The following is a 20,971-nucleotide window of genomic DNA, read 5'->3' on the forward strand; positions in this document are numbered from 1 at the left end:
GCGATGCCGGACGCGGGTTTTCTACGAGAGGACAACCAAAAGGAGAAAGGTGCGTTCGTCGAAAACTAAGCGTTGACGAACGCTGTATCCTGACGTATAGAGTGCTTATCGATCTTTTGCTTGCCGAGCTTTGGTTACCACGCGACTGGCACCGCGTTCTAAACGAACTTCTCTCTCAAAAATAGTCGTTACAACCGTCCTCGGAGCGCTGCTTCGCGGATCCTCTCTCTATGCTTTGAAAGGGTTCATCATGACCACTGGCACAGTAAAATGGTTCAATTCCACCAAGGGCTTCGGCTTCATCCAACCTGACAACGGCGGCGCTGACGCCTTCGTTCACATCTCTGCCGTCGAGCGCGCCGGAATGCGCGAAATCGTCGAAGGCCAGAAGATTGGCTACGATCTCGAGCGGGACAACAAGTCGGGCAAGATGTCCGCTTGTAATCTCCAGAACGCTTAAATCGATCTCTGCTTCCCTTTGACCACGGATGTACTGGCACTGCCGGGAGCAATTATCAGTTTGAGGCCAGGCAGTTCGCCTGGCCTTTTTCGTTTTGGCCTCATAGCCAACATTGAGGATATTCAATGACAGAGACATACAGCAAATCTCGCCAGCAGGCCGAGACCGCCTTCGGCAGTCTTCAGACGGAGTTCTTCGCCAAGAACAATGCTGCGGAAGAACTCGAATCCGTGGCTCAGGCGCGCGATGCCAAGACAGTCAGGTTGCGCGAAGCGCGGCTCGCTAAGGAGCAAGCCGACCGGCTATATGCAACATCCGCGCTGCTTGCAAAACGATCCAAGGCAAGCTGAACATCCGAAACGCAATAGTCAGGATATTGATTTGAGAAACGCCAGAAACAACGAAATCACCGATGGACGCTCCGCTGCGGGGGATGCCAAGGCATCCCTTCTCATTGCCTACCGCGCAGCAAAGACGGCAAACGAGCCGTCGCAATCCGCTAGGCAGGCCGAGCGCATCTCGCTTGTTGAAGCTCGTGAAGCGCGCCGTGCAGAACGGGAACGACTGAAGCAGGAGGAGCGCTCCCGTATTGAGTCCCTTGCGGCTCAAGAGCAAGCAGTCCTCGAGGCCGCGGCGACAGCCGAGATCGAGGCGCGACAACTGGCCGAAAACGCCCGGATATCACGAGTTGTTGAAGACGAGGCCGCCCGCAAGGCTGAACGAGACAGACGCTACGCCCCACGAAAGGCCCGGCAGGTCTAGCATTTAGGCGTCCACCTTCTAAAGGGTTGGTCTGTGCAACAGATCAGATCGTGACATCGTCATGCCCCAATTCACGCTTTTTCAGGAACCTTTTATGGCACCCGATACAAACGAACTGCAGGCGATCAACACGGCCTGGCAAATTGCGATCCAGGAAATCCTGCGCATGATAATCAGAGACATGTATCACGCCGGCGGCGAGGCTGCATTTAACACGCATATCAAGCGGATCGAAGAAGCGGCGGTGGACAGCATCCACACGGATTTGCGACTTCGCGGCACCGATGAATGGACCGAGGTGTTGGTCAAGGAACGGGCCAGCAACTTCGTGACGACCCTCCTAACGTCCTTTACCTACGACCGCGCTTGATGAGGATGCGCATCTCTGCAGGCATTGAAACTGCTGAGAAGTGAATTCTCATGTGGGCTCGCAAGGCCGACTGGCAGCGAGGCGACGGATGACTGACCAAGGCTGGTCAAACAGCGGCTTCACTGGCGTGGCATTCCGCAATCCGAATCCTTTGGATCCGCGCCATCCGGCATGCTAAGTACCGGACGATAAATGGCTGTGAGTTGCAAATGACTGCTGAAGAATCGCCGATGAGCCCTGAGACTGTGGCCGACCTTCCCCATCTTGGTGAGGCGTTGGACGATGACCGCTTCCGGCAATTCCTTGATCATGTCCCGTTCGGTGTAGCGGTGGCGGAACTCGCGCCGCGGGAGGTGCTGGTATACGCCAATATCGAGTTCGAGCGCCTGATGGCGGCTTCAGCTGAGGAGCTGCAGGGTAAGCCATGGTCCTGGCTCCCTCTGGCGCGCTCTCTGAGTGGAGATCAAGACCTCGCAAGTGCCATTGTGGCCGGCGAGGAGTATCTCGGGGTGTTTGCGACACCCTCCCATACGGAGCCGCAGTCGCACATTGACGCGTGGTCGAATACAATCGTCAATGACGCTGGCGCCCCACTCTTTCGTCTTGTGGCCATCGCGACCACGAATAGTGGCCAGACCGGGACTGATCTGGCCAGCACGCTGGCGGAAAAGGACGTGCTTCTCAAAGAGTTGCAGCATAGGGTCAAAAACAATCTCCAGATGATTACAGCGCTGATCCGTATGGAGGCCCGCAACGCTCAACATCCGGAGGAAGGCGAGCGCTTCAACCGACTCGCGGGTCGAGTGGACGCGCTGGCGACCCTCTACCGTTCCCTTTCCGATACCAACGCGGATGACACGGTCGATCTCGGGATATATGTCAGCCAGATTGCTTCGGCGGTTATGGCCGCGCATGCGGTTCCGGGTATTCGGCTCGATTTGAAAGTCGACACCTGGCCCGTCTCCGTCAACATTGCGATGCCTGTCGGTTTGGTCGTCAACGAGCTAATGACGAACGCCCTTAAACACGCATTCAAGGACCGTGATGGCGGTGAGATCGTCTTGCGCTGCGTGGTGGATGATACAGGCTGCAGGATCTCGGTGGCAGACAATGGCATCGGTCTCAGCAATCCGTCCGACTGGCCGCGTCGCGGTAAGCTCAGTGCGATGATCGTGCAGTCGATCAAGCATAACGCCAAGGCGGACGTTCAGGTAGAAACGGCGTCCGGGATGGGGATGCAAGTCACCATCGTGTTTGAAAAGCGGGAAGCAAATCAAACCTAACTCCGTGAATGCGAACTCGGTGATCAATGAATGCGGTTTTCAGGTGAACTCGTCGCATACGCAACGGGCGTTCTACATTGAAAATCAGGGCAAGTTCTCTGCACCGTCGATCGCGGTCAACGGCAAGTCCAAGCTTGGGTGAGGCAAAATGATCTCGCCGCCGCCTGTGGATGGCTCTCCCGTTGTCCCCGATCCTCTGGCTGGCATGCCTGAGCCAGATGCGCGAACGGCTGCCTGTACCTCGAACGGCCTGAAGACGATCAACAGTCAGGTGTATATTGTGGTGGCCTGACGGTGAACGCCGCCGACGAGGTTACGCTGAAGCCTGGCGTATACGCTTTTCGAGACGGTGCCTTCACCTTGAACACATCCGCCAGGGTGACAGGAAAGGACGTGCAGTTCTATTTCGAAGATGCACAGTCACCATTGCTGTTAAACGGTGCCGCGATCCTGCAAGTATCGGCTCCGACCAAAGGTGAGCATGCCGGTATCCTGATGTTTCAAGGGCGCAAGGCAATGGATGGCAATGTGCAATTCCGTATCAACACATCTGCGGGTAGCTTCTACAATGGCCTGATCTACCTGCCATACGCGGTAATCGACTGGAACGTCAGCGGCAGCCTCAATACGGAATCGAGCTATACGGCGCTGATCGCCAAAGTGTTGAACCTTTATGTATCGGGCACCGCGCTCTTCAAGAAACCGACGCAAGACGGGAATGATTTTATACCCACCGGGCTGTCCGGCGGCCGCGGTATCCGGCTGGTGGAATAGTGCTGACACCGCACCCGGAAACTGGTGCGGTGATAAAGAGGATCGAGCAACGTGTGTCACGCTACAAGGTCGCACGGCTCGATCGCCGACCGGCTAACTTTACGGCGCCACGAAAAAAGCCGGCGTGGCTCGTTTTGTTCAATGCTGTGGCCACTTTTATCAACGAACAATGCTGTGCAGGCCCGTTAAAAACGAGGGGATTACTCCTTCATAAGACCTCCACTCATGTGGCAGACCAGACCTCCAGGCGTGCTTGTTCAAAGCGGCCCATCATGGCGTGGATCGGTTCGACATCGGGCATCAGGCAAGCGGCTGTCGACAGTGCATCGGCGATGGCCGCGGAACGGGCTGATACCGAAATTGCGCGCCATTTTGCCGGCGCAGGCATTCCTGTCTCAGGATCGAGGATATGTCCGTCTCTTCCAGCCTGATCGAAGGTCGTGCCCAGAGGAGCGGATGTGGCGAGCGCGCGCTGGCGCAACGCCAAATGTTCGCCGGTTTCCAGTTGCACCGGCCATTCGCCGCCCTCTGGCCGTCCTCCGAGGGCACGTAACTCACCGGTGTCGATCAGTATGTCGGTCAGGCCCTCGGCCTCCAGAAGCACGGCAACCCGGTCGGCGACGTAGCCCTGACCGATCCCGTTCAGCGTCAGCGCCATGCCGGGCTGCAGAGTGATCGCCGCAGCGTCGAGTTTCACCTTGTCCCAGCCGGTCTTGCGCCGCGCCTCTTCGATGGCCCGCGCATCGGGCCGGCTGCTCCGTGCCGCGGCCTCTGCCCAGAGCATCCAGAGAGGTTGCACGGTCGGATCGAACCGCCCGTTGCTCGCTCGCTGAACGGCGCCGGCGATTGACAGGCATTCCAGCAGTTCGAAGGGCGGGGCGTCGAGATGGCCCTCGCTGTTCAGCCGGGAAAGCGCGCTTTGCGTGCGGTAGAGGCTGAGAATGTTTTCCAGTCTGTCGATCTCGGCCACGACGCGGGTCGTGATGGCTTCGGCCTCGGGATGGTCGAGCCTGATCGAGGCGCGTGCGCCGAGAGCTTGGCCGGTCCAGAGCCGGCTGGCTCCCGTCTTGGCGTGGGCAGCGGCAGGCAGAGCGGCCATAACGGCGGAAATGGCGAGCAGGCGGCGTCTTGTCAGCATCATGGGTCAACCTCCGGCTGGATTTGGCAGGGCGCGCAGACGGCCGAGATAATCATCGTCGTCAGGTGCAATTTCCGTATCGGTTTCCACCGGGGCCAGGACCATGGCATCGGTGATATCAGCAAGCGCCAGCACATGGCCGCCCTCCGTCAGGGTGAAAGCGGCAGCGCGCTCCCGGCTGGAAAAGGGCACGGTCTCGGGCGCGCCCATGCCGCCTCGCCGCGCGGAATCGACAACGTAGAATGCCTTGTCGGCGGCAATCCAGTTGCCGTCACGGGGCTTATCCCACGTTGCTCCGGCAATCCCCATGTCATTGACATAGACGGCGAGGATTGGTGCGACCTGCTCGGGTCCGCGCATATAGGCGATGGCGTCGCGTACCTGGCTGAAGAACAACGGCGCGGGATTGCCTTCAAGGAAGACCTGGGCCTTGGGTCCGGGATGCTCCAGAAGGTTCATCTGGCAGTAATGGCCGAGGGTCTCGGGTGTCAGGTCCTGCGGCGTGGTATTGTTGGCCACGTCCTCCTTGCAGGCGGACAACAGCGCGAGCATTGCTACGAGCAGTACGGGGCGAAGGCGGATTCTCATGGCATCACCTTCCGGAAGGCTGCGACGGCAAATGCGATGGCGGCAAGCGGCCATAAAAGAAGAGAAGCCGCCGATTGCCAGAGGGGGATTGCGCCCGCGGCGCCACCGATGCCGCCGGCAACGGAGACAGCTTCCGCTGCCGAAAGATTGAAGACGCGGAAGGCGTCGGCCGGATTGGCGAGCAGTGCCACAGGCAGGGCCTGCGTTGTGAAAGCCCCGCCTCCGTCCGTGACGATCAGCGCCAGCAAAGCGAGGTCGTAAAGCACAACGGCCACCAGCCAGAGTGCTATGGCCAATCCCGCCGCGCCGGAGGGGCGCCGCGCCAGCGCGGAGAGTGCATAGCCCGCACCGAGGAAGGTTGCACCCAGCAGGATCGAAGACCAGATCAGCCGCCACAGCGAGCCAAGCCCTGTGATTGCGCCTGGATCTGACCAGATGGCCGCCAGTGCTGCCGCGCCATAGCCGAGCGTCACCGCAAGACCGAGGATCGCTAGGTGGGCCAACAGCTTGCCGAGCAGGATCTGCAGGCGCGAAACAGGATAGGTGAGCAGAAGCGACAGCGTGCCACGCTCCACCTCGCCTGCCACCGCGTCGAAACTCATCAGCAACGCCAGCAACGGTACCAGATAAACGGCAAGCGACGTCAAGGACGCAACGGTTACCGAGAGCCGGTCCACGCCGACATCGCCCGTTGGGGCAGAGCCAGCGGCGGCTAGAACCAGCGCGAACAGCACCATCATTCCGGTGGCGATGGAGACCCAGCGATTGCGGAAGGCGATGCGGAATTCGCTCATCGCGATGGCGAGGATGCGGCTCATTGTCCATCCCTCCGGCTGAAATGGCTATAGATGTCTTCAAGGCTGGGCGGGATCACATCGAGATCGGCAACAGCGCTCTCAAGCGCTGCGATACGGGTGAGGAGCGGCAGCTTTTCCGCCTGAGAGCAGGAAAGACGCAAAAGACCGTCATCCCCTTGCACGCCTTCGGGAAAAACCGCCGCTAGGGATGCCGCATGGCCGGGCGCGGGACGAACAGAGAAGGCGACCGGCAGTGCGGCGCGGGTGCGCAAATCCGCGAGCGTACCTTCCGCCACCAGTTCCCCGCCAGAAAGAATGAGGATGCGGTCGGTGCGGGCTTCCACCTCGGTCAGCACATGGGAGGAGAGCAGGATCGCGGTTCCCTCGGCGGAAAGGCCGTCGAGCAGATCGTAGAAGTCGCGTCGCGATACGGGGTCGAGGCCCGAGGTTGGCTCGTCCAGCACCAGCAGACGGGGACGGCCGATCAGCGTCTGGGCCAGGCCCACACGCTGGCGCATGCCCTTGGAATAGGTGCCGATCCGTCGCCGAGCGGCATGGGTCAGACCAACGCGAGAAAGAAGCTCCGTGGCCTGGCTCGGGTTTTCGCCGCGCAGGGCCAGATAGTGGCGCAGTTGCTCTTCCCCGGTAAGGGCCGGATGGAAGGCGACGTTTTCCGGCAGATAGGCGACCTGTGCCCGCGCGGATGCAGATCCAGGGTGAGCGCCGCAGACTGACACCTCGCCGCCATCGAAGGGAATGAGGCCAAGCACGATCTTCATCATCGTCGATTTGCCTGCGCCGTTGTGGCCGAGTAGCGCCGCACGTTTTCCCGGCGCAAGCGTCAGTGATACCTGCTTCAACGCTTCGACGGACTGAAACCGCTTAGTGAGCCGAGAGATTGTCAGCGTCGGTGTCATCATAATTTCCTTCGGCCCAGCGACCGGCGGCCTCGGCTTCGTAGCCAAGAATTTCGGGAGGGACGGATATGGTCAGGGGGCGCATCAGTGGCGCGCTATCGCGCACGCCTCCGGGCAACGTGGCGGGAAAGTCCCGCTGGCTCCAGCGTACGAGTTGCACGGCGGGCGAGCCGATCAAAAGGCTCGCCGCCGGCTGCGACCAGAGAATCTGGTCCATCAGGTCGTTGGGGCGGTAGAAACTGTCAGCGATGCCGTCGCCGTTCAGGTCGAAGGCAGGATGGTCGGACCAGAAATTGCCTCGACCCTCATGGCTCCATTCCATGTTGCGGGTGCCGATATATTTCACCTGCTCGCGATTTGCGATGAAGGCATTGCCGGTCAGCACGTTCTTCTCCGAGCCGGCGGTGAAGTGAATGCCGATACCGCAGGTCTCGAACCGGTTATCCCAGATGAGGTTCTTGTGGGCATTGTAGATGAAGAAACATTTCTTCGTACCGCCGCGCACGAGGTTACCGGTAACGTCGGCATTGTTGGCATAGTTCAGCATCAGCCCGTGTTCGCGGTCGCCAAGGCTCAGATTGTTGAGGATCTTCGCCCGGTTGGAGAACATGATGGCGAAGCCGAGATGGTTTCCAACGGAGACATTGCCGGAAACCTCGGTGTTACGGGTGTACATGAAATGCACGGCAAAGCGCAGGTCGCGCATGATATTACCGCGATAGACACTGTCGGAGCTGGCGTTGGAGAAGATACCGTCGCGGCCGTAACGGATAGAATTGCCCTCCAGCAGCGTGCCGGGGCTATTCCAGACGTAGATGCCGTTGCCGCGTTCGTTCATGCGCGGGCTGTTCGTTCCGACGATCTGGTTTTGCACGACGGTGGCGTTTCGGCCGCCATGCACGTCGATGCCATGCATGTTACCCGTGACGAGTAGCTTTTTGATATGGGCGCGGTCGGCGCCCTGAAGGATTTTCACGCCGGAATCGAGGTCCTGGTTCACCCGGCCCGACCCGATGACGGTAAAGCCCGTCAAGGTCACATCCGGCGCGGAAACCGTCATCACGCTACCTTGGCCCTCTCCGTCCACCACCGCTCCGCGGGGGCCGAGAATGGTGAGCGGACGGTCGACGATGACGGAGCCGCGATAGGCCCCGTCGGTCAGTTTTAGCACATCGCCGGGGGCAGCCCCGGCGATGGCCGCCCCGAGGCTGCCCGTTCCCGGCACAACAGCGCGCTCCGCCGCTGTAAGCGGCGACGCGAGAAGAAGGCCGGTCAGGAGAACGGACAGACGTATCATCGCTCAGGCGCCCTTCGGTTCCACGAACATGCGACCCCGCATTTCCATATGCAGGGCGTGGCAGAACCACTGGCAGTAGTACCAGTAGACGCCGGGGTTGGCCGCGACGAAGGTGACGGAACTCGTCTGCTGCGGCCCGACCTCCATCGCCACGCCGTGATTACCCATGGTGAAGCCATGGGTAAGGTCATCGATCTCGTCGAGATTGGTGACGATCACCGTGACCTCGTCGCCTTCCTTCACCGTGAAACTCGGCTGACTGAAGCTCGGGGCGACCGAGGTCATGTAGACGCGAACCTTGTTGCCGTCGCGGATCACCGCCTCGGTCCATTCGTCGATGTCGACATCGTCGGCTTCGGCCTGCTTGCGCGTTTCGGCCCATAGCGGATCCTTGCGATCCCAGACCGAGCGGATGTTCGGCAGGATCGAGGGGGCGACGGCGATTGCGTCATGTGGCTCGGCGAAGGTCGGGCCGTCATGCACCAGCACCATCTTGTCGCCGGAAATGTCGATCAACTGATCGTTTTCCGGCTTCAGCGGGCCGACGTTCAGGAAGCGGTCCTTCGAGAATTTGCACAGGCAAACGAGCCAATCGTTAGCGGCATCCAGCGTCTCGCCCATCACCGTCTTCAAGTGGCCGGGCTGATACTGAACGTCCAGCTTGTCCTTGATCGGATTGATCTTCTCGCCGGCATAGGCGCGGATGGCCTCGTCGATGTTCCACTTCACCACCTGGCTGTCGAGGAAGAGGGAGGTGTAGGCGTTGCCGCGTCCGTCGAAGGCGGTATGAAGCGGACCGAGGCCCAGTTCCGGCTCCGCCACCACAGCGCTGCGGGGCTCGGCATTGTCGTAGAAGATGGCATCGAACTTTGTCACATCAAGCACGGTGACGGTGGGCGACAGCTTGCCGGCGACGCAGAGGTGCTTCTTGTCGGGCGCCATGTTGCAGCCATGGGGGTTGTTGGCGATCGGGATGTAACGGGTGAAGAGGGATTTGGCCTCCTTGCGCCCGTCCACAATTTTGACGCCGTTGATCTCCTCGTACTGGCCGGCCGCGATTGCCTTCTCGATCTCCGCGAGGTTGAAGACGACGACATGGTCCATTTCGGACTTGGTCATCTCTTCCAGCGTCATGCCCATTTCGGAGTTGTAGCTGGTGGAGAACGCCCACTTGCCCTCGTAGTCGGCATCACAATTGTCGAGATTGCCCGATACCTTCACCTGCCAGGCCACGTCCCACTTGTCCGCATCGACAGCCGTGAAGATATTCACATAGGTTGACACGTCCGTCATGGTCGAGCCGTCATTGATAAGTGGCGCTTCGTCCTCGCCGTTGCAGAACACATAGTTAGACCGCGGCCATTTCTGCGGGCGCATGCCGTGGATCCCCTTGGCATTGGGGATTTCCAGGATAGCGTCGGTCTTCATCACGTCACAGCGCACCCGCGCCACGCGGGTGTTGGCCTTGTCGTTCATGAACAGGTAGCGGCCGTCATATTTGCCGTCGGTGAAGGACATGTGGACGTGGTGAAGGTCACCGTTGTCGTGGATCTGCTTGCCATTGGCTGCAAGCTGCTTTTTGGTCTTTTCCGACATCGAACGCTGGTGAATGCGGATCGATTCATTGGTCTGGCCCCAGCCGGTGGCCGAGCAGCGGTTGAACACCGGTACCCGCATCAGTTCACGCATGGAGGGGATGCCGAGAATACGCATCTCGCCGGTCTGGCCCGAGGACCAGAAACCGTAATAGTCGTCCAGCTTGCCGGGTGCGACCGATCCGTCAGCCCCGGTGGCGGCGCGCGCCGGGGTCGCCAGCCCCACTGTGCCGAGGCCCAATGCGGCAGGACCCATCGTCCCGGCCAAAACGGCACTGCCCGCTGTGGCGCTGAACAGCGCTCGGCGGCTCAATCCTTTGTTTTCCTTCGATTCCATAATCGGACTCCTGTTTGTAAACCTTGGGTTCAATTAAACTTTGGCTATGGGTTGGTGGATTGGGGCGCCGCCGGGGCTCGCGGCCAGTTTTGCCCGCGATTTCATTTTCTTGATCACGACGGGGCAGATGGTTTCGGACTGGTAGAGCACCTGGCAGTGAAGGCAGTTGATGCATTCGTTCGGGTTGATCTCGCCGGTCCGGTGGATTGCCTGGACCGGACACTGGTTGGAGCAGCTCTGGCAGGGATTTCCGCATTCATGGTAGCGTTTGAGCCAGTCGAACATGCGCATGCGCGCGGGGATCGCCAGCGCCGCGCCCAGCGGGCAGAGGTAGCGGCAGTAGAACCGCTCGACGAAGAGCCCAGCGACCAAAAGCGCGACGGCATAGGCTACGAACGGCCAGGCGCGGATGAATTTCAGGATGATCGCGGTCTTGAACGGCTCGATCTCGGCCAGATGCTCGGCCTGCTCGACGCTGACCAGCGATACCCCGAAAAGTCCGAGGAAGATCATGTATTTGATCGGCCAGAGCCGTTCATGCAGGCCCCAGGGCAGCGTCCACTGCGGGATGCGCAGCTTGCGCGCGATCTGGTTGGTCAGTTCCTGCAGCGCGCCAAAGGGGCACAGCCAGCCGCAATAGGCGCCCCGACCCCAGAACAGCAACGCGGCGGCCAGGGAGAACCACAGGATGAAGGTCAGCGGGTCCAGCAGGAAAGCCTGCCAGCTGAAGCCGTTCACGAAACTGCCAAACAGTGCCATCAGGTTGACGACCGAAAGCTGTGCGTTGGCGTACCAGCCGAGGAAGAAAAGCGTCACCACCAGGAAGCTCATGCGGAAGATATAGAAGCCCCGCGCGTTGCGGACCGCATAGGTCTGGAAGAAGAACACCCCGGTCAAAACCACGAGCATGGCGCCCAGCACGGCGATCTTCAGCTTCGAGTCATTCCAGATGCGTTTCCACAGGTCGGCCTGGGCGGTCCCCTCGTCAGGCTCGGCAACGGTGGTGATGGCCTTTGCCGGCGGCGCGACGGCGCGCAGGTACTTCTGTGGCAGCTGGTAACCGAGATCGAAGGTATGGAAGACCTTTTCGATCGGCCCGACCTCGCGCTGCGCCAACAGTTGGATGCGGAAGGGCTTTGCCGGATCGAAGCCGAGGCCGGCGGGAATGCGGAACAGGTCCATCTCGTTGAATTCCGGCGCGCCGGCAAGCGCAATGGCGCCAAGACGGCGATGGTCGCGGTCGCGGAAGCGGACGGAAACGTCGTCCTGAATGAGTACGATGCGGTCAAAAATGCCACCACGTACATAGCCCGAGCCCTTGAAGGAATAGAGCCCCCGCGCCATCACCGCCACGGCATTCTCGCCTTCACCCAGCCATCCCTCAAGGTTGGACACCTCGGCCGGACCGAGCAGCGCCTTGCCGATAGCGGGAACGGAGACCAGTGCTGCCTGCATCTCGATGAAGGTGGTTTCTGGCGGTTCCCCAATCGCGCGCTCGCGGGCACGTTCGTCGGGATGTTCGGCAAAGGCAGCGTTTACCTGCGCCACGTCGAGCGACAACCGGCGTAGCGTGCCATCCCCCTCTGCCTCGACCCAGTCTGCCGGCGAAGCGGCGGCAGGATCGATCTCGAAGCGAGGCCCCGCATTTTCCACGTCCGGAGCCAGTCCGCCAAGGCCGAGCGCACGTGCGACTTTCAGCCCCGAACGAACGATCGAATCGTCGATCACCATCACCGTCACCGTCGCGCCGGAGATGATATCTACCTCATGGCCCGTGCCGCCGGATTTCGCCTCGGCGACGAGGTCGAGGCCGGCATAACCGGCGACCAGGGCCTTGATCTTCGCATCCGGAATGCCAATGAGGACGATGGGCTCGGAATGTTTCACCAGCCGGACGTTGACGATCCTCGCATCCTTGTCCACCGCCACGAGCGTATGGATCGGCTTGCCGGAATAGCCGGTCGTTCCCACAAAATCCGAGGTGATAAAGACCCATGCGACCGTCTGGCCGCCCTTCAGCACCGGGGCCACCGCCACATCATCACGCACCGCACCGAAACCGTCCGCATCCGGCACAAGATCCGAGGCAGTCACCGCAGGCAGATACTCCTGCAAAATCGATGCGGCGCTGGCCGGGGCCGCAAGGCAGAGGCTGACACAAAGCAGAAAGACAAGACGAAAGATTTTCATTCCAAGGTAATCCCGCGGTTCATTAGCGAAGCATTGGAACGTTCGCGCGGGCCGGTCGTTGATCTAGGACAAACAAGTGATGATTGCGCGACCAAAATCTTGACGCCAGATTCGGAGGCTCGCGTTGTGCTTTTTTGCGAAAACCCCGGAGCGGAGAATCGGCAACCGGATTCCCCGATTTGTTTGCGCGCCGTCAAAGTGGCGTGGCGTGCGGGCGGTTAGCGTTGGCTGGTTCCGGTCGCGCCAGTCTGGGACGGGTTCGCAACGGCAGGGACGGAGCACACAAATCATGTCAGATTTACAGAGCAAGCCTTCCATTGACGTCCGCATCATTCCGCCGTGTGAACGTCATCCGCGCATTTTCGCCATGCTCGGCGCGCTTTTGCCGGGAACTTCGATGCTGATCACCAGTGACCATGACCCGTGTCCGTTGCGCTCCCAACTCGATACGAATTTTCCGGGCCAGTTTGGCTGGGACTATCTCGAGCAGGGGCCGGAGATCTGGCGCGTCGAGGTCGACCGGCTTGCGAACGCCGCTAGCTGTGGAAGCTGATGCGGTTCAGGCCACTGAACCGCTGAAGCCAGAGCAGGTTCGGTGAAATGCGATGCACTCTCTATTCGGAGCTGCATGACAAACAAAAGGATAGGCGGCGGGGGTAAAACAAGATGCAGGGTGGAACGCTATCCCGCTGGACCATGTCTTATTTCGCCGCCGCCTGCCTGATGTTCGTCCTAGGCCAGGGCATGATGCTTGCCGGTTATGGCTACCCTGCCGCTGCCGCCAGCGCGCCGGAAACACTTGTGCTCGTCCACGTCATCGCGATCGGCTGGCTGAGCCTGCTGATGGTGGGTGCGCTGCTGCAGTTCGTGCCGGTGCTGGTCGCCCGCTCGCTTGTCGGTGGGCAGCTTGCGGCCCCGGCCCTTGTTCTTCTTCTCGTCGGCCTCCTTTGTCTCGTTGCCGGCTTTGTCGCGCTTTCGGGTGCGTTGGACCTGGCGCTCGGTCTCCTGCCGTTTGGTGCGGCGCTGCTTGTTCTTGGTTTTGGTCTCATCGCCGCTGTTCTCACGGTGACGCTGATCGCTGCACGGCCACTGCCGCTTCCTGCCAGTTTCGTGGCAGTGGGGCTTGTTTCTTTACTGGGCACGATCCTGCTCGGCGCGGTCTTCTCGTTTGCCCTGTCAGGCCTGACAGGGGGTACATGGCCGCTCCGGCTCGTTACCGGCGGCGTGCCGCTGCATGCAATGCTGGGTCTAGGCGGATGGTTGAGTTTGACGGCTGTCGGTGTGAGCTATCGCCTGCTTGCCATGTTCCTGCTTGCGCCAGAGGTGGAGCGGCCAACGAGCCGGGCAGTGTGGTGGGCGGGCAGCCTTGCGATCGCGCTGGTTGCCGGCTGCGTTCCGCTCGTGGTTTTTGCGCTCCCCGGCACGGAGATGCTGGTTTCCGTGGCGATGGCCTTTGCGCTTGTGGCCGTGCTCCTCTATGGCGGCGATGTCGTGAAGCTTTATCGTACGCGCAAGCGCAAGCAGGTGGAGCTCAATATCCATGCGAGTTTTGCCGCCTTCGCGGCGCTCACGCTCTCCGTGCTTTTCTTCAACCTCCCCGAATTGAGGGCATGCGAGGTAAGCGCGGCCCTCGTCTATCTCTTCGTCTTCGGCTGGCTGAGCGGGCTTGGGCTCGCCCAGCTTTACAAGATCATTGCCTTCCTGACGTGGCTGGAGACCTACGGACCGGTTCTCGGTCGGGTGCCGGTGCCGCGTGTGCAGGATCTTGTCGATGAGCGGCAAGCGCGCCTCTGGTTCTGGCTTTACTATGGCTCGGTGGCCGCTGCCGGATTGGCGCTCTTTGCCGGAGCCGGGCTGTTTTTCCGTGCCTGTGTTTTCCTGCAATTGATTGCGACACTCGGGGTGATGCGGGAGTTTGTCCGCGCACGCCGGCTCTCTTCGGTGCCGGCAGCGTTGCGAGTGCCGCCGGGCGTGATACGCCCAAACCTTTTTCTGCCAATGTTCACTTTATGGAGATGACCGATGTCCGATGTTTCAAACCAGATTGCACCGAGGGTGCTCGACGTACGGCCCATCCTGCAAAGCGGCGGCGAGCCGTTCCAGGCGATTATGGAGGCCGTTCAGGGGCTCGGGCCCGGACAGGGGCTTCGGTTGCTCGCCACCTTCCGCCCGCAGCCTCTATTCCAGGTCATGGCCAACCGCGGCTTTGACCACGAAGCCCGCGAGATCGAGGGTGGCGACTGGGACGTGCTGTTCACGCCGCGGAAAGAGACGATTGCCGTTGCGACTTCGCCCGATACGGATCGCCCCGAGATCTGGCCAGATCCGTCCACATACCTGGATCTGTCCGATCTCGATCCGCCCGAGCCTATGGTTCGTATTCTTGCCGCCGCGGACCGGCTGGAGCCGGGTGAGATTCTCTTCGCGCTCCTCTCCCGCGAGCCGCTTTTCCTGTTTCCGGAGTTGACCAAGCGTGGATACCGGTGGGCCGGTAATTTCGACGCGACCGGTGAAGCCTACCGGATCCTCGTTCGTGCCGGCTCGACGAAGGTGTGAGACGATGGATGAAGAGAAAGAAGCACTGAAAGCGACCATCCGCGATGCGCTGCGGATGATCGTCGATCCGGAAATCGGAGGCAGTCTCGTTGATCTCGGCCTGATCTACGACATTGCCGTGGAGGAGGGCGGCATCGCCCGCATCACGATGACCACGACGACGCGGGGATGCCCGGCGAGTTACTTCCTCAAGGAGGCGGTCGAACGCTGCGTGTCGGATGTTCCGGGGATCGAACATACGCACGTGCGGTTGACCTACGAGCCGCCCTGGACCCCGCAGATGATGGTGGAAACCTGAAGCCTTGCCGGGCTGACTTGCGTTTACAGCGGTGTGCGGCGCGTGCGAACGAGGATCGGTCCGTATTCCAGGCTGAAGACGCCGAAGGCCGCGATCCAGAGCAGGCCGGAAACGGCGTAGATGACGGGGGCAACATCGGGAAATACTTCACCGAGAGGGCGCAGAAGTGCACAGAGGATCAGCGCGCCATAGGCCGCAACGGTCATGCGCGAGGCCAGAAGCGGCCGGCCCGTGTGGCCGAGGCTTGCCCGCGTCATGACGGCCAGCATCATGCCAGTGATTGCGCCGACCGATAGCAAGTGCAGTACGGAACGCTCCTCAATCAGACCCAGCGCATGCAACCCGATGGCGAGGAAGCCAAGTGGCACGAAGGCGTAGGCGACATGGAGAATGAGGAGGAGCTTTTCCGGCCGGGTTGCCCACCCTTGCCAACGATGCAGGCGTACGCAATGTATCACCGCGACGGCAAGACCGAGCCCGGCCGTCCCGGGGTGTTCCGGGGCGACGGTCCACGCGGCGAGCGCGCCGACGCCTGTCAGAATGGCGACCGTGTCGAAGCCGTTGTAGGGTACGGGAAAATCCGTGCGGCCGGACTTTGCGAGCCAGTTGCGGGTGAAGCTTGGCAGGATGCGGCCGCCGACGATCATCACCAGCACCACATAGGCCGCGACAGCGAGCCGGATCGCCACATGGTCACCGCTGCCATTGATGGCCGCGACATGGTAGAAACCGTTGGCCAGGGTAAGCGCCAGCAGGCCGGCAATCACCTTCAAGTCCTTCCACTTGCGCCCGGCGACGATTTCGCGCGTGCAAATGGCAAGCAGAGTCGCCAGGAACAGCCCATCGATCGCAGCGGCCGCGCTGACGCCGATGATGTCTGTCGCGAGCAAGGCGACGCGTCCCGCGCACCAGAGCCCGAAGAGGAAAGCGAGCGGCCAGCCGGAAACGGGCAGGCGGCCGGTCCAGTTCGGCACTGCCGTCAGCAGGAAGCCGGCCAGTGCCGCCGGGGCGAAGCCGAAGAGCATCTCGTGGGCATGCCAGTTGTGGGCGCCGTAAGCTCCGGCAAGGTCGAGGTGCCCGGTGATCGCCGCAATCCAGAGCGCCATAGCGGCGACCGCCCAGAGACCGGCGCCGAGGAAGAACGGTCGAAAGCCGTAGGAAAACAGCACCGGGCCAGTGTGCGAAAGGCCGCGCGGGACGGCGCGTCTGACGCGTTCCGGATTTGGAATGGTGGGCATGATCGTCTTCCTTTCACATTTATCATCCTTCCTAGGCCGATCAGCGTGGTCCTTCTTTGCGTGACGGCAAAGAGCGGGGCTGGCCGCCTGTCGGGATGCCGCATTTGCGAGAAAATCCCGTTTGTCGCATCACAGAGAGGTCGGCGCGAATGCTTCTGGAAAAAGGGGCAAGGCGTACACCGCCCCGCCCCTTCAAACGTGAGAAACAATGCCGCACCCGAAGGGTGCGGCTGTGCCGTTGGCGTGCCACCGGACAATGTCGAGCTCGTCTTGACGTGGATAACGCTGGCATGCGTTGTTCGTGGTGCGTGCCGGGAAAGAGGCCTTACGGTGAGGCTTTCTGTTGGAGGAGAGGCATGTTAGAGGCATGGCACGTATTATGCGAGAGGGATCTGCCAGTGAAAATCGACCGGACAGTCGTCCGGTCGCTCCTCCTGTTCGACAGGATAAGCGACGGGGACCTTGACAGACTTCTCACCCATGCCACCGCGCGTCGCGTGACGGCGGGCGATGCCGTGTTCGAGCAGGGGCAGGTGGCGGAGAATTTTTTCTTGCTGGTGCATGGCCGGCTGAAAGTGACGCAAGTGACGCAGGACGGTCAGCAGATCATCGTGCGTATCGTCCATCCCGGAGACCTCTTCGGTTTTGCCAAAGCGCTGCAGCGGCTGGATTATCCGGGAACGGCCAAGGCCGCTGCGGAGAGTGTCATCCTGTGTTGGCCAACCGATCTATGGCCGCAGTTCGTTGAACAAAACCCGCGTCTTGCCGTCAGCGCCATGCAGACAATCGGACAGCGGCTGGAGGAAGCCCACACCCGTATCCGCGAAATGTCGACCCAGGAAGTCGAGCGCCGCGTCGCCCATGCTGTCCTGCGTCTTTCGCAGCAGGCGGGACGGCAGGAAGGTCATGGTATCCGGATCGATTTCCCGATTACAAAGCAGGACATCGCGGAAATGACCGGCACGACGCTCCACACGGTCTCGCGCATATTGACCTCGTGGGAAGAGCGCGGGCTTGTGGAAGGCGGCAGACAGAAACTTCTTGTCATCGATAGCGCGGGGCTGAGATCGCTCGCCGAGGGCGCGCGCGATTGACGCTGCCAAACACCGTTCCTGTTTGATCACGATCAAAGAGCCAGGCCCTATTCGGGCGTATTCCTTGCCCATGGGACCCGATCGGGTTCGGTGAAAAAGGAAAATGAAATGCTAAGAGTTTTCAACGGTCTTGCTGGCGCTGCTGCGATCCTGGTCGCGATGGCCGTTCCGGGATTTGCCGCGGATTTCGAAGTTCATATGCTCAACAAGGGCGACAGCGGCGCCATGGTCTTCGAGCCCGCTTTCATCAAAGTAAGCCCCGGTGATACTGTAACGTTCATCCCGACAGATAAAGGTCACAATGCCGAGACCGTGAAAGATATGATCCCGCAGGGGGCTGCGCCGTTCAAGAGCAAGATAAACGAAACGTTCAAGGCGACTTTCGATCAGGCCGGTAACTACGTCATCAAGTGCACACCTCATTTCGGAATGGGAATGGTCGCTTTGATCGTCGTGGGCGACAATCCGACCAATCTGGAGGCTGTCAAGTCTGGCAAAATGCCAAAAAAGGCCCGCGAACGGCTTGATCTGGCCATTGCAGCCGCAGGCCAATAGCCAACGCCGGCACCAGATTTCCGGTAAGCCGGTACAGAGGCCATAGCCTTGGCTTTGGTGCGCAAATTTTTAAACGCGCTGGCGTAGGTGATCGTGGAACGTAAGAACTGGTTTCTCGCACCTATGCCTTTCAAACACCATTCCGGCTGCCGTCAAGCCGCGGCTCGTAGGCTTTCGAGAACAAACAGACATGTGCGGTGCACTTAGGGTATGTAATTGTGCTCTGTATCCAGCCACGGTGGGTTTTCGGCGTACATTTCCTGGATGAGCTTTTTGACCAGGTCGATGTAGGGGGAGGTGTCGCCAGCCCGCTGGTTGAGGATGACCGGGGAGATGGCGTCCGTCTCCTCGAGCGGCCGGTAATGCACGTCGGACCGCATCTGGCGGGCGGAGGCTGGGATCAGGCACAGGCCTGCATCCGCGGCGACGAGGCCAAGGGCAGTCTGGATTTCACGGACCTCGTGAACCTCGGCGGGCCGGGCATCATGGCCTTGCAACAGGCTCAATACCTGATCGGCATAGCTCGGCCGCGGCTCCTTCGGGTAGACGATGATCTTCCGGTCGGCGAGCGCCACAATGGGGAGGGGGGCATTGCTTTCGGCGAGTGGCGTGCCCTTGGGAATGGCGACGACCAGCCGTTCCTCGCGTAAAACGATACCGGTGACATTGGGATCGCTGTGGCGCAGACGGCCAAAGCCGATGTCGATGCGTCCTTCCTTCAAGGCGGGGATTTGCTGCACCGAGACCATTTCGAGAAGCTGGATATCGAGTTCCGGCGCGTGCTGGCGCAGCTTGCGGACCAGCGACGGCAGGCCGCCATAGAGGGTTGAGGCGACGAAGCCGATAGAGAAGACACTGTTCTGGTTCAGCCCCACCCGGCGGGTTGCCGTGCCCATCTGGTCGACCCGGCCAAGAACCTGCAGGGATTGCTCGTAAAAGAGTCGTCCCGCTTCCGTCAGCCGCACCGGCCGGCTTTTGCGGATGATCAGGGGAACGCCAAGCCCTTCTTCCAGGAGCTGGATTTGCCGGCTGAGCGGCGGCTGCGGGATGTTCAGGATTTCCGCTGCACGGGTGAAATTGCGTTCGCGCGCGACCGCAACGAAGTAACGGAGCTGGCGGAGATCCATTCTTTCTCCCTCTTTAGGTATGTTACGATGCGCTAAGTGCTTTTCTGCTGAGTATTTTTTGATACTATATCTAAAAGGTATCATATCCAATGCAATGGTGTTTGACGGTGGTAGCGCTCTGCGCGCTGCTTTTGATCGTTGACGGCTACGATGTCTTCGTTGCCGGAACGGTACTGCCGACGCTGATTGCGGAGTTGGGTCTGACCAAGCCGCAGGCCGGTGTGCTGCAGGCGTGGGCACTGTTCGGCATGATGTTCGGCGCGCTGATCTTCGGACCGCTCGCCGACAGTATCGGCCGCAAGAAAGGGATCGCGATCAGCTTCCTTGTCTTCAACGCGGCCACCCTCTTGACCGGCTTTGCCAATTCGCCCGACCAGTTCAAGGTCTTCCGCTTCATCGCCGGTCTGGGTTGCGGCGGCTTGATGCCGAATGCGGTGGCGCTGATGAACGAGTACGCCCCGAAGCGCATGCGCGGCACCATGGTGGCGCTGATGTTTTCCGGTTATTCCGTCGGCGGCATGGTGGCTGCCGCTCTCGGCATCGGGCTCATTCCGCACTATGGCTGGAAGCCGATGTTCTTCGCCGCTGCGGTGCCGCTCCTGCTTCTGCCTTTCGTCCTCTGGAAGCTACCGGAATCGCTCGGCTTCCTGATCCGGCAGGGAGAGCAGGAGATACCTGCCCTTTGAAAGATGCAATTATATGGTCGATCGCCGTTTCCGGGAATTCAAATGAAGCTGACGCTGTTCACCGACTACTCGATGCGGGTGCTGCTCTATCTGGCAGCACGTCCGGATCGCCTGTGCTCGATTGCGGAAGTGGCGCAAACCTATCGGATTTCGCAGAACCATCTCATGAAGGTGGTCACCGAACTGGTCCAATCCGGATACGTTGAAAGCATTCGTGGGCGCAACGGTGGTATCCGGCTTGGCAAGCCTCCCAAAGACATCAACATTGGCGCACTCGTCCGCCGTACCGAAGGCGGTTTCGATCTTGTGGACTGCGGAAACTGCATCGTCGCTCCCGCCTGCCGTCTAACGGGTATGCTCAAGGAAGCACTGTCTGCTTTCCTGGCGGTTCTGGATCGGTATTCGCTGGCGGACCTCGTGACACGGCCCGAGGACTTCGCGCTGATTTTCGATAGCTTGGGCCACAGTCCTGAATTGGCTAACCCATGAACGCGGCGAGTTGAGATTGCGAGAGGCAAGCCCCGGCATTTTGTTTGTTTTCCTTGATTGCTTCGCGCTTACATCGGTCGGAAAACAATAGGCGGCATGGCTTCAGGGTTCGCGGGATATTCGTTAAGGTCTTGATGTCACCGGAGTTCCAGGGATTTATGAAGCTCAGGGCAAGGCCCTCGAAATCTGCTGCATTCCAGAACAAGTGCGGCGCCTCGCGACAGATTAATGGCGGCAATCTGCGCGTCAAACTGCAGCACGCGCCCGGCGAGATCTTCGGAAAATATTGGTAAAATGGCTGCCTCCAAGTCATGCGGTAGCGATCGTCGGGGGAGCTAACGAAGACCGTATCGAAATTCAGCTTCGGTCACGGCAGTGTTGAAGATTATACCGGTTCCGGTTCTCCAACCTCGCCCGCGG

Annotated in this window: 22 protein-coding genes and 1 pseudogene; 14 read left to right on the forward strand and 9 right to left on the reverse strand. The window is 60.5% G+C overall.

Going from position 1 to position 20,971, the window contains the following annotated elements:
• The first annotated feature begins 250 nt into the window (after nt 1-250).
• The 6 genes from ASC96_RS16805 to ASC96_RS16830 all read left to right on the forward strand — a co-directional run bounded on the left by ASC96_RS16805 (nt 251) and on the right by ASC96_RS16830 (nt 3,649).
• Nucleotides 251-460: a cold-shock protein gene (locus ASC96_RS16805; RefSeq protein WP_056540424.1), complete on the forward strand. Its 210-nt coding sequence runs from the start codon at nt 251-253 to the stop codon at nt 458-460.
• Nucleotides 461-585: 125 nt separating this feature from the next.
• Entirely contained in the window at nt 586-810 is a 225-nt protein-coding gene (locus tag ASC96_RS16810; RefSeq protein ID WP_060504297.1) for a hypothetical protein, read from the forward strand.
• Nucleotides 811-841: 31 nt separating this feature from the next.
• Nucleotides 842-1,222 (forward strand): DUF6481 family protein, encoded by a 381-nt coding sequence (locus tag ASC96_RS16815; protein WP_060504298.1) that lies wholly within the window; start codon nt 842-844, stop codon nt 1,220-1,222.
• A gap of 94 nt (nt 1,223-1,316) precedes the next feature.
• Entirely contained in the window at nt 1,317-1,592 is a 276-nt protein-coding gene (locus tag ASC96_RS16820; protein WP_060504299.1) for a hypothetical protein, read from the forward strand.
• Between the two features lie 209 nt (nt 1,593-1,801).
• Nucleotides 1,802-2,875, forward strand: a complete 1,074-nt coding sequence (locus ASC96_RS16825) for a histidine kinase dimerization/phosphoacceptor domain -containing protein (protein WP_060504300.1) — start codon at nt 1,802-1,804, stop codon at nt 2,873-2,875.
• A gap of 393 nt (nt 2,876-3,268) precedes the next feature.
• Entirely contained in the window at nt 3,269-3,649 is a 381-nt protein-coding gene (locus ASC96_RS16830; RefSeq protein WP_156397584.1) for a hypothetical protein, read from the forward strand.
• Nucleotides 3,650-3,872: 223 nt separating this feature from the next.
• On the opposite strand, the gene ASC96_RS16835 is transcribed toward ASC96_RS16830, so the two are convergent.
• The 7 genes from ASC96_RS16835 to ASC96_RS16865 are packed head-to-tail and all read right to left on the reverse strand — an operon-like array spanning nt 3,873 to nt 12,508.
• Nucleotides 3,873-4,790 carry an FAD:protein FMN transferase gene (locus ASC96_RS16835; RefSeq protein WP_060504302.1) on the reverse strand — a complete coding sequence of 306 codons (918 nt, stop codon included), beginning with the start codon at nt 4,788-4,790 and terminating at the stop codon, nt 3,873-3,875.
• A gap of 3 nt (nt 4,791-4,793) precedes the next feature.
• Entirely contained in the window at nt 4,794-5,375 is a 582-nt protein-coding gene (locus ASC96_RS16840; protein ID WP_060504303.1) for a nitrous oxide reductase accessory protein NosL, read from the reverse strand.
• Nucleotides 5,372-6,193 carry an ABC transporter permease subunit gene (locus ASC96_RS16845; protein ID WP_060504304.1) on the reverse strand — a complete coding sequence of 274 codons (822 nt, stop codon included), beginning with the start codon at nt 6,191-6,193 and terminating at the stop codon, nt 5,372-5,374. The genes ASC96_RS16840 and ASC96_RS16845 overlap by 4 nt, the downstream gene beginning before the upstream one ends.
• The gene (locus ASC96_RS16850) at nt 6,190-7,089 is read right to left on the reverse strand and encodes an ABC transporter ATP-binding protein (protein WP_060504305.1); all 900 of its coding nucleotides are present in this window, start codon (nt 7,087-7,089) and stop codon (nt 6,190-6,192) included. Before ASC96_RS16850 ends, ASC96_RS16845 begins: the two co-directional genes overlap by 4 nt.
• Nucleotides 7,055-8,386 carry a nitrous oxide reductase family maturation protein NosD gene (locus ASC96_RS16855; RefSeq protein ID WP_060504306.1) on the reverse strand — a complete coding sequence of 444 codons (1,332 nt, stop codon included), beginning with the start codon at nt 8,384-8,386 and terminating at the stop codon, nt 7,055-7,057. Before ASC96_RS16855 ends, ASC96_RS16850 begins: the two co-directional genes overlap by 35 nt.
• 3 nt (nt 8,387-8,389) lie before the next feature.
• On the reverse strand, nt 8,390-10,318 hold the full coding sequence (nosZ, locus tag ASC96_RS16860; RefSeq protein ID WP_060504307.1) for a TAT-dependent nitrous-oxide reductase: 1,929 nt from the start codon (nt 10,316-10,318) through the stop codon (nt 8,390-8,392).
• 33 nt (nt 10,319-10,351) lie between these two features.
• On the reverse strand, nt 10,352-12,508 hold the full coding sequence (locus tag ASC96_RS16865; RefSeq protein WP_060504308.1) for a NosR/NirI family protein: 2,157 nt from the start codon (nt 12,506-12,508) through the stop codon (nt 10,352-10,354).
• Nucleotides 12,509-12,797: 289 nt separating this feature from the next.
• Between ASC96_RS16865 and ASC96_RS16870 the strand changes: the two genes are divergently transcribed.
• The 4 genes from ASC96_RS16870 to ASC96_RS16885 all read left to right on the forward strand — a co-directional run bounded on the left by ASC96_RS16870 (nt 12,798) and on the right by ASC96_RS16885 (nt 15,362).
• Nucleotides 12,798-13,061 carry a DUF2249 domain-containing protein gene (locus ASC96_RS16870; protein ID WP_060504309.1) on the forward strand — a complete coding sequence of 88 codons (264 nt, stop codon included), beginning with the start codon at nt 12,798-12,800 and terminating at the stop codon, nt 13,059-13,061.
• Between the two features lie 113 nt (nt 13,062-13,174).
• Nucleotides 13,175-14,527, forward strand: a complete 1,353-nt coding sequence (locus tag ASC96_RS16875) for a hypothetical protein (RefSeq protein ID WP_060504310.1) — start codon at nt 13,175-13,177, stop codon at nt 14,525-14,527.
• Nucleotides 14,528-14,530: 3 nt separating this feature from the next.
• A complete protein-coding gene (locus ASC96_RS16880; RefSeq protein ID WP_060504311.1) occupies nt 14,531-15,064 on the forward strand; it encodes a DUF2249 domain-containing protein in 534 nt (177 codons plus the stop codon).
• Nucleotides 15,065-15,068: 4 nt separating this feature from the next.
• Nucleotides 15,069-15,362, forward strand: a complete 294-nt coding sequence (locus ASC96_RS16885; RefSeq protein ID WP_060504312.1) for a metal-sulfur cluster assembly factor — start codon at nt 15,069-15,071, stop codon at nt 15,360-15,362.
• A gap of 23 nt (nt 15,363-15,385) precedes the next feature.
• On the opposite strand, the gene ASC96_RS16890 is transcribed toward ASC96_RS16885, so the two are convergent.
• A complete protein-coding gene (locus tag ASC96_RS16890) occupies nt 15,386-16,600 on the reverse strand; it encodes an NnrS family protein (protein ID WP_060504313.1) in 1,215 nt (404 codons plus the stop codon).
• 398 nt (nt 16,601-16,998) lie between these two features.
• Here ASC96_RS16890 and ASC96_RS16895 point away from each other — a divergent pair, with 398 nt between their 5' ends.
• Together ASC96_RS16895 and ASC96_RS16900 are read left to right on the forward strand one after the other, a co-directional pair.
• Complete coding sequence (locus ASC96_RS16895) at nt 16,999-17,694, forward strand: Crp/Fnr family transcriptional regulator (RefSeq protein ID WP_060504314.1); 696 nt, start codon at nt 16,999-17,001, stop codon at nt 17,692-17,694.
• Between the two features lie 159 nt (nt 17,695-17,853).
• Nucleotides 17,854-18,249, forward strand: coding sequence for a pseudoazurin (locus ASC96_RS16900; protein ID WP_244482123.1), 396 nt, complete (start codon nt 17,854-17,856; stop codon nt 18,247-18,249).
• Between the two features lie 203 nt (nt 18,250-18,452).
• On the opposite strand, the gene ASC96_RS16905 is transcribed toward ASC96_RS16900, so the two are convergent.
• On the reverse strand, nt 18,453-19,376 hold the full coding sequence (locus ASC96_RS16905; RefSeq protein WP_060504316.1) for a LysR family transcriptional regulator: 924 nt from the start codon (nt 19,374-19,376) through the stop codon (nt 18,453-18,455).
• Between the two features lie 89 nt (nt 19,377-19,465).
• On the opposite strand from ASC96_RS16905, the pseudogene ASC96_RS16910 reads away from it, so the two are divergent.
• Together ASC96_RS16910 and ASC96_RS16915 are read left to right on the forward strand one after the other, a co-directional pair.
• Nucleotides 19,466-20,047: pseudogene (locus tag ASC96_RS16910) on the forward strand (MFS transporter); the annotation flags it as partial.
• Between the two features lie 57 nt (nt 20,048-20,104).
• Nucleotides 20,105-20,551: an Rrf2 family transcriptional regulator gene (locus tag ASC96_RS16915; protein ID WP_060504317.1), complete on the forward strand. Its 447-nt coding sequence runs from the start codon at nt 20,105-20,107 to the stop codon at nt 20,549-20,551.
• The last annotated feature ends 420 nt before the right edge of the window (nt 20,552-20,971 follow it).

This window comes from Rhizobium sp. Root1204 (assembly GCF_001424965.1).
In the GTDB taxonomy this organism is placed as follows: Bacteria; Pseudomonadota; Alphaproteobacteria; order Rhizobiales; family Rhizobiaceae; genus Pararhizobium.

Excerpts from the sequence above, each read along its gene's own strand:
- ASC96_RS16890 (WP_060504313.1), bottom strand. The coding sequence starts at position 16,600 with ATGCCCACCATTCCAAATCCGGAACGCGTCAGACGCGCCGTCCCGCGC.
- ASC96_RS16820 (WP_060504299.1), top strand. The coding sequence starts at position 1,317 with ATGGCACCCGATACAAACGAACTGCAGGCGATCAACACGGCCTGGCAA.
- nosZ (WP_060504307.1), bottom strand. The coding sequence starts at position 10,318 with ATGGAATCGAAGGAAAACAAAGGATTGAGCCGCCGAGCGCTGTTCAGC.
- ASC96_RS16885 (WP_060504312.1), top strand. The coding sequence starts at position 15,069 with ATGGATGAAGAGAAAGAAGCACTGAAAGCGACCATCCGCGATGCGCTG.
- ASC96_RS16900 (WP_244482123.1), top strand. The coding sequence starts at position 17,854 with ATGGCCGTTCCGGGATTTGCCGCGGATTTCGAAGTTCATATGCTCAAC.
- ASC96_RS16810 (WP_060504297.1), top strand. The coding sequence starts at position 586 with ATGACAGAGACATACAGCAAATCTCGCCAGCAGGCCGAGACCGCCTTC.
- ASC96_RS16870 (WP_060504309.1), top strand. The coding sequence starts at position 12,798 with ATGTCAGATTTACAGAGCAAGCCTTCCATTGACGTCCGCATCATTCCG.
- ASC96_RS16845 (WP_060504304.1), bottom strand. The coding sequence starts at position 6,193 with ATGAGCCGCATCCTCGCCATCGCGATGAGCGAATTCCGCATCGCCTTC.
- ASC96_RS16835 (WP_060504302.1), bottom strand. The coding sequence starts at position 4,790 with ATGATGCTGACAAGACGCCGCCTGCTCGCCATTTCCGCCGTTATGGCC.
- ASC96_RS16825 (WP_060504300.1), top strand. The coding sequence starts at position 1,802 with ATGACTGCTGAAGAATCGCCGATGAGCCCTGAGACTGTGGCCGACCTT.
- ASC96_RS16840 (WP_060504303.1), bottom strand. The coding sequence starts at position 5,375 with ATGAGAATCCGCCTTCGCCCCGTACTGCTCGTAGCAATGCTCGCGCTG.
- ASC96_RS16880 (WP_060504311.1), top strand. The coding sequence starts at position 14,531 with ATGTCCGATGTTTCAAACCAGATTGCACCGAGGGTGCTCGACGTACGG.
- ASC96_RS16915 (WP_060504317.1), top strand. The coding sequence starts at position 20,105 with ATGAAGCTGACGCTGTTCACCGACTACTCGATGCGGGTGCTGCTCTAT.
- ASC96_RS16805 (WP_056540424.1), top strand. The coding sequence starts at position 251 with ATGACCACTGGCACAGTAAAATGGTTCAATTCCACCAAGGGCTTCGGC.
- ASC96_RS16855 (WP_060504306.1), bottom strand. The coding sequence starts at position 8,386 with ATGATACGTCTGTCCGTTCTCCTGACCGGCCTTCTTCTCGCGTCGCCG.
- ASC96_RS16875 (WP_060504310.1), top strand. The coding sequence starts at position 13,175 with ATGCAGGGTGGAACGCTATCCCGCTGGACCATGTCTTATTTCGCCGCC.
- ASC96_RS16865 (WP_060504308.1), bottom strand. The coding sequence starts at position 12,508 with ATGAAAATCTTTCGTCTTGTCTTTCTGCTTTGTGTCAGCCTCTGCCTT.
- ASC96_RS16850 (WP_060504305.1), bottom strand. The coding sequence starts at position 7,089 with ATGACACCGACGCTGACAATCTCTCGGCTCACTAAGCGGTTTCAGTCC.
- ASC96_RS16905 (WP_060504316.1), bottom strand. The coding sequence starts at position 19,376 with ATGGATCTCCGCCAGCTCCGTTACTTCGTTGCGGTCGCGCGCGAACGC.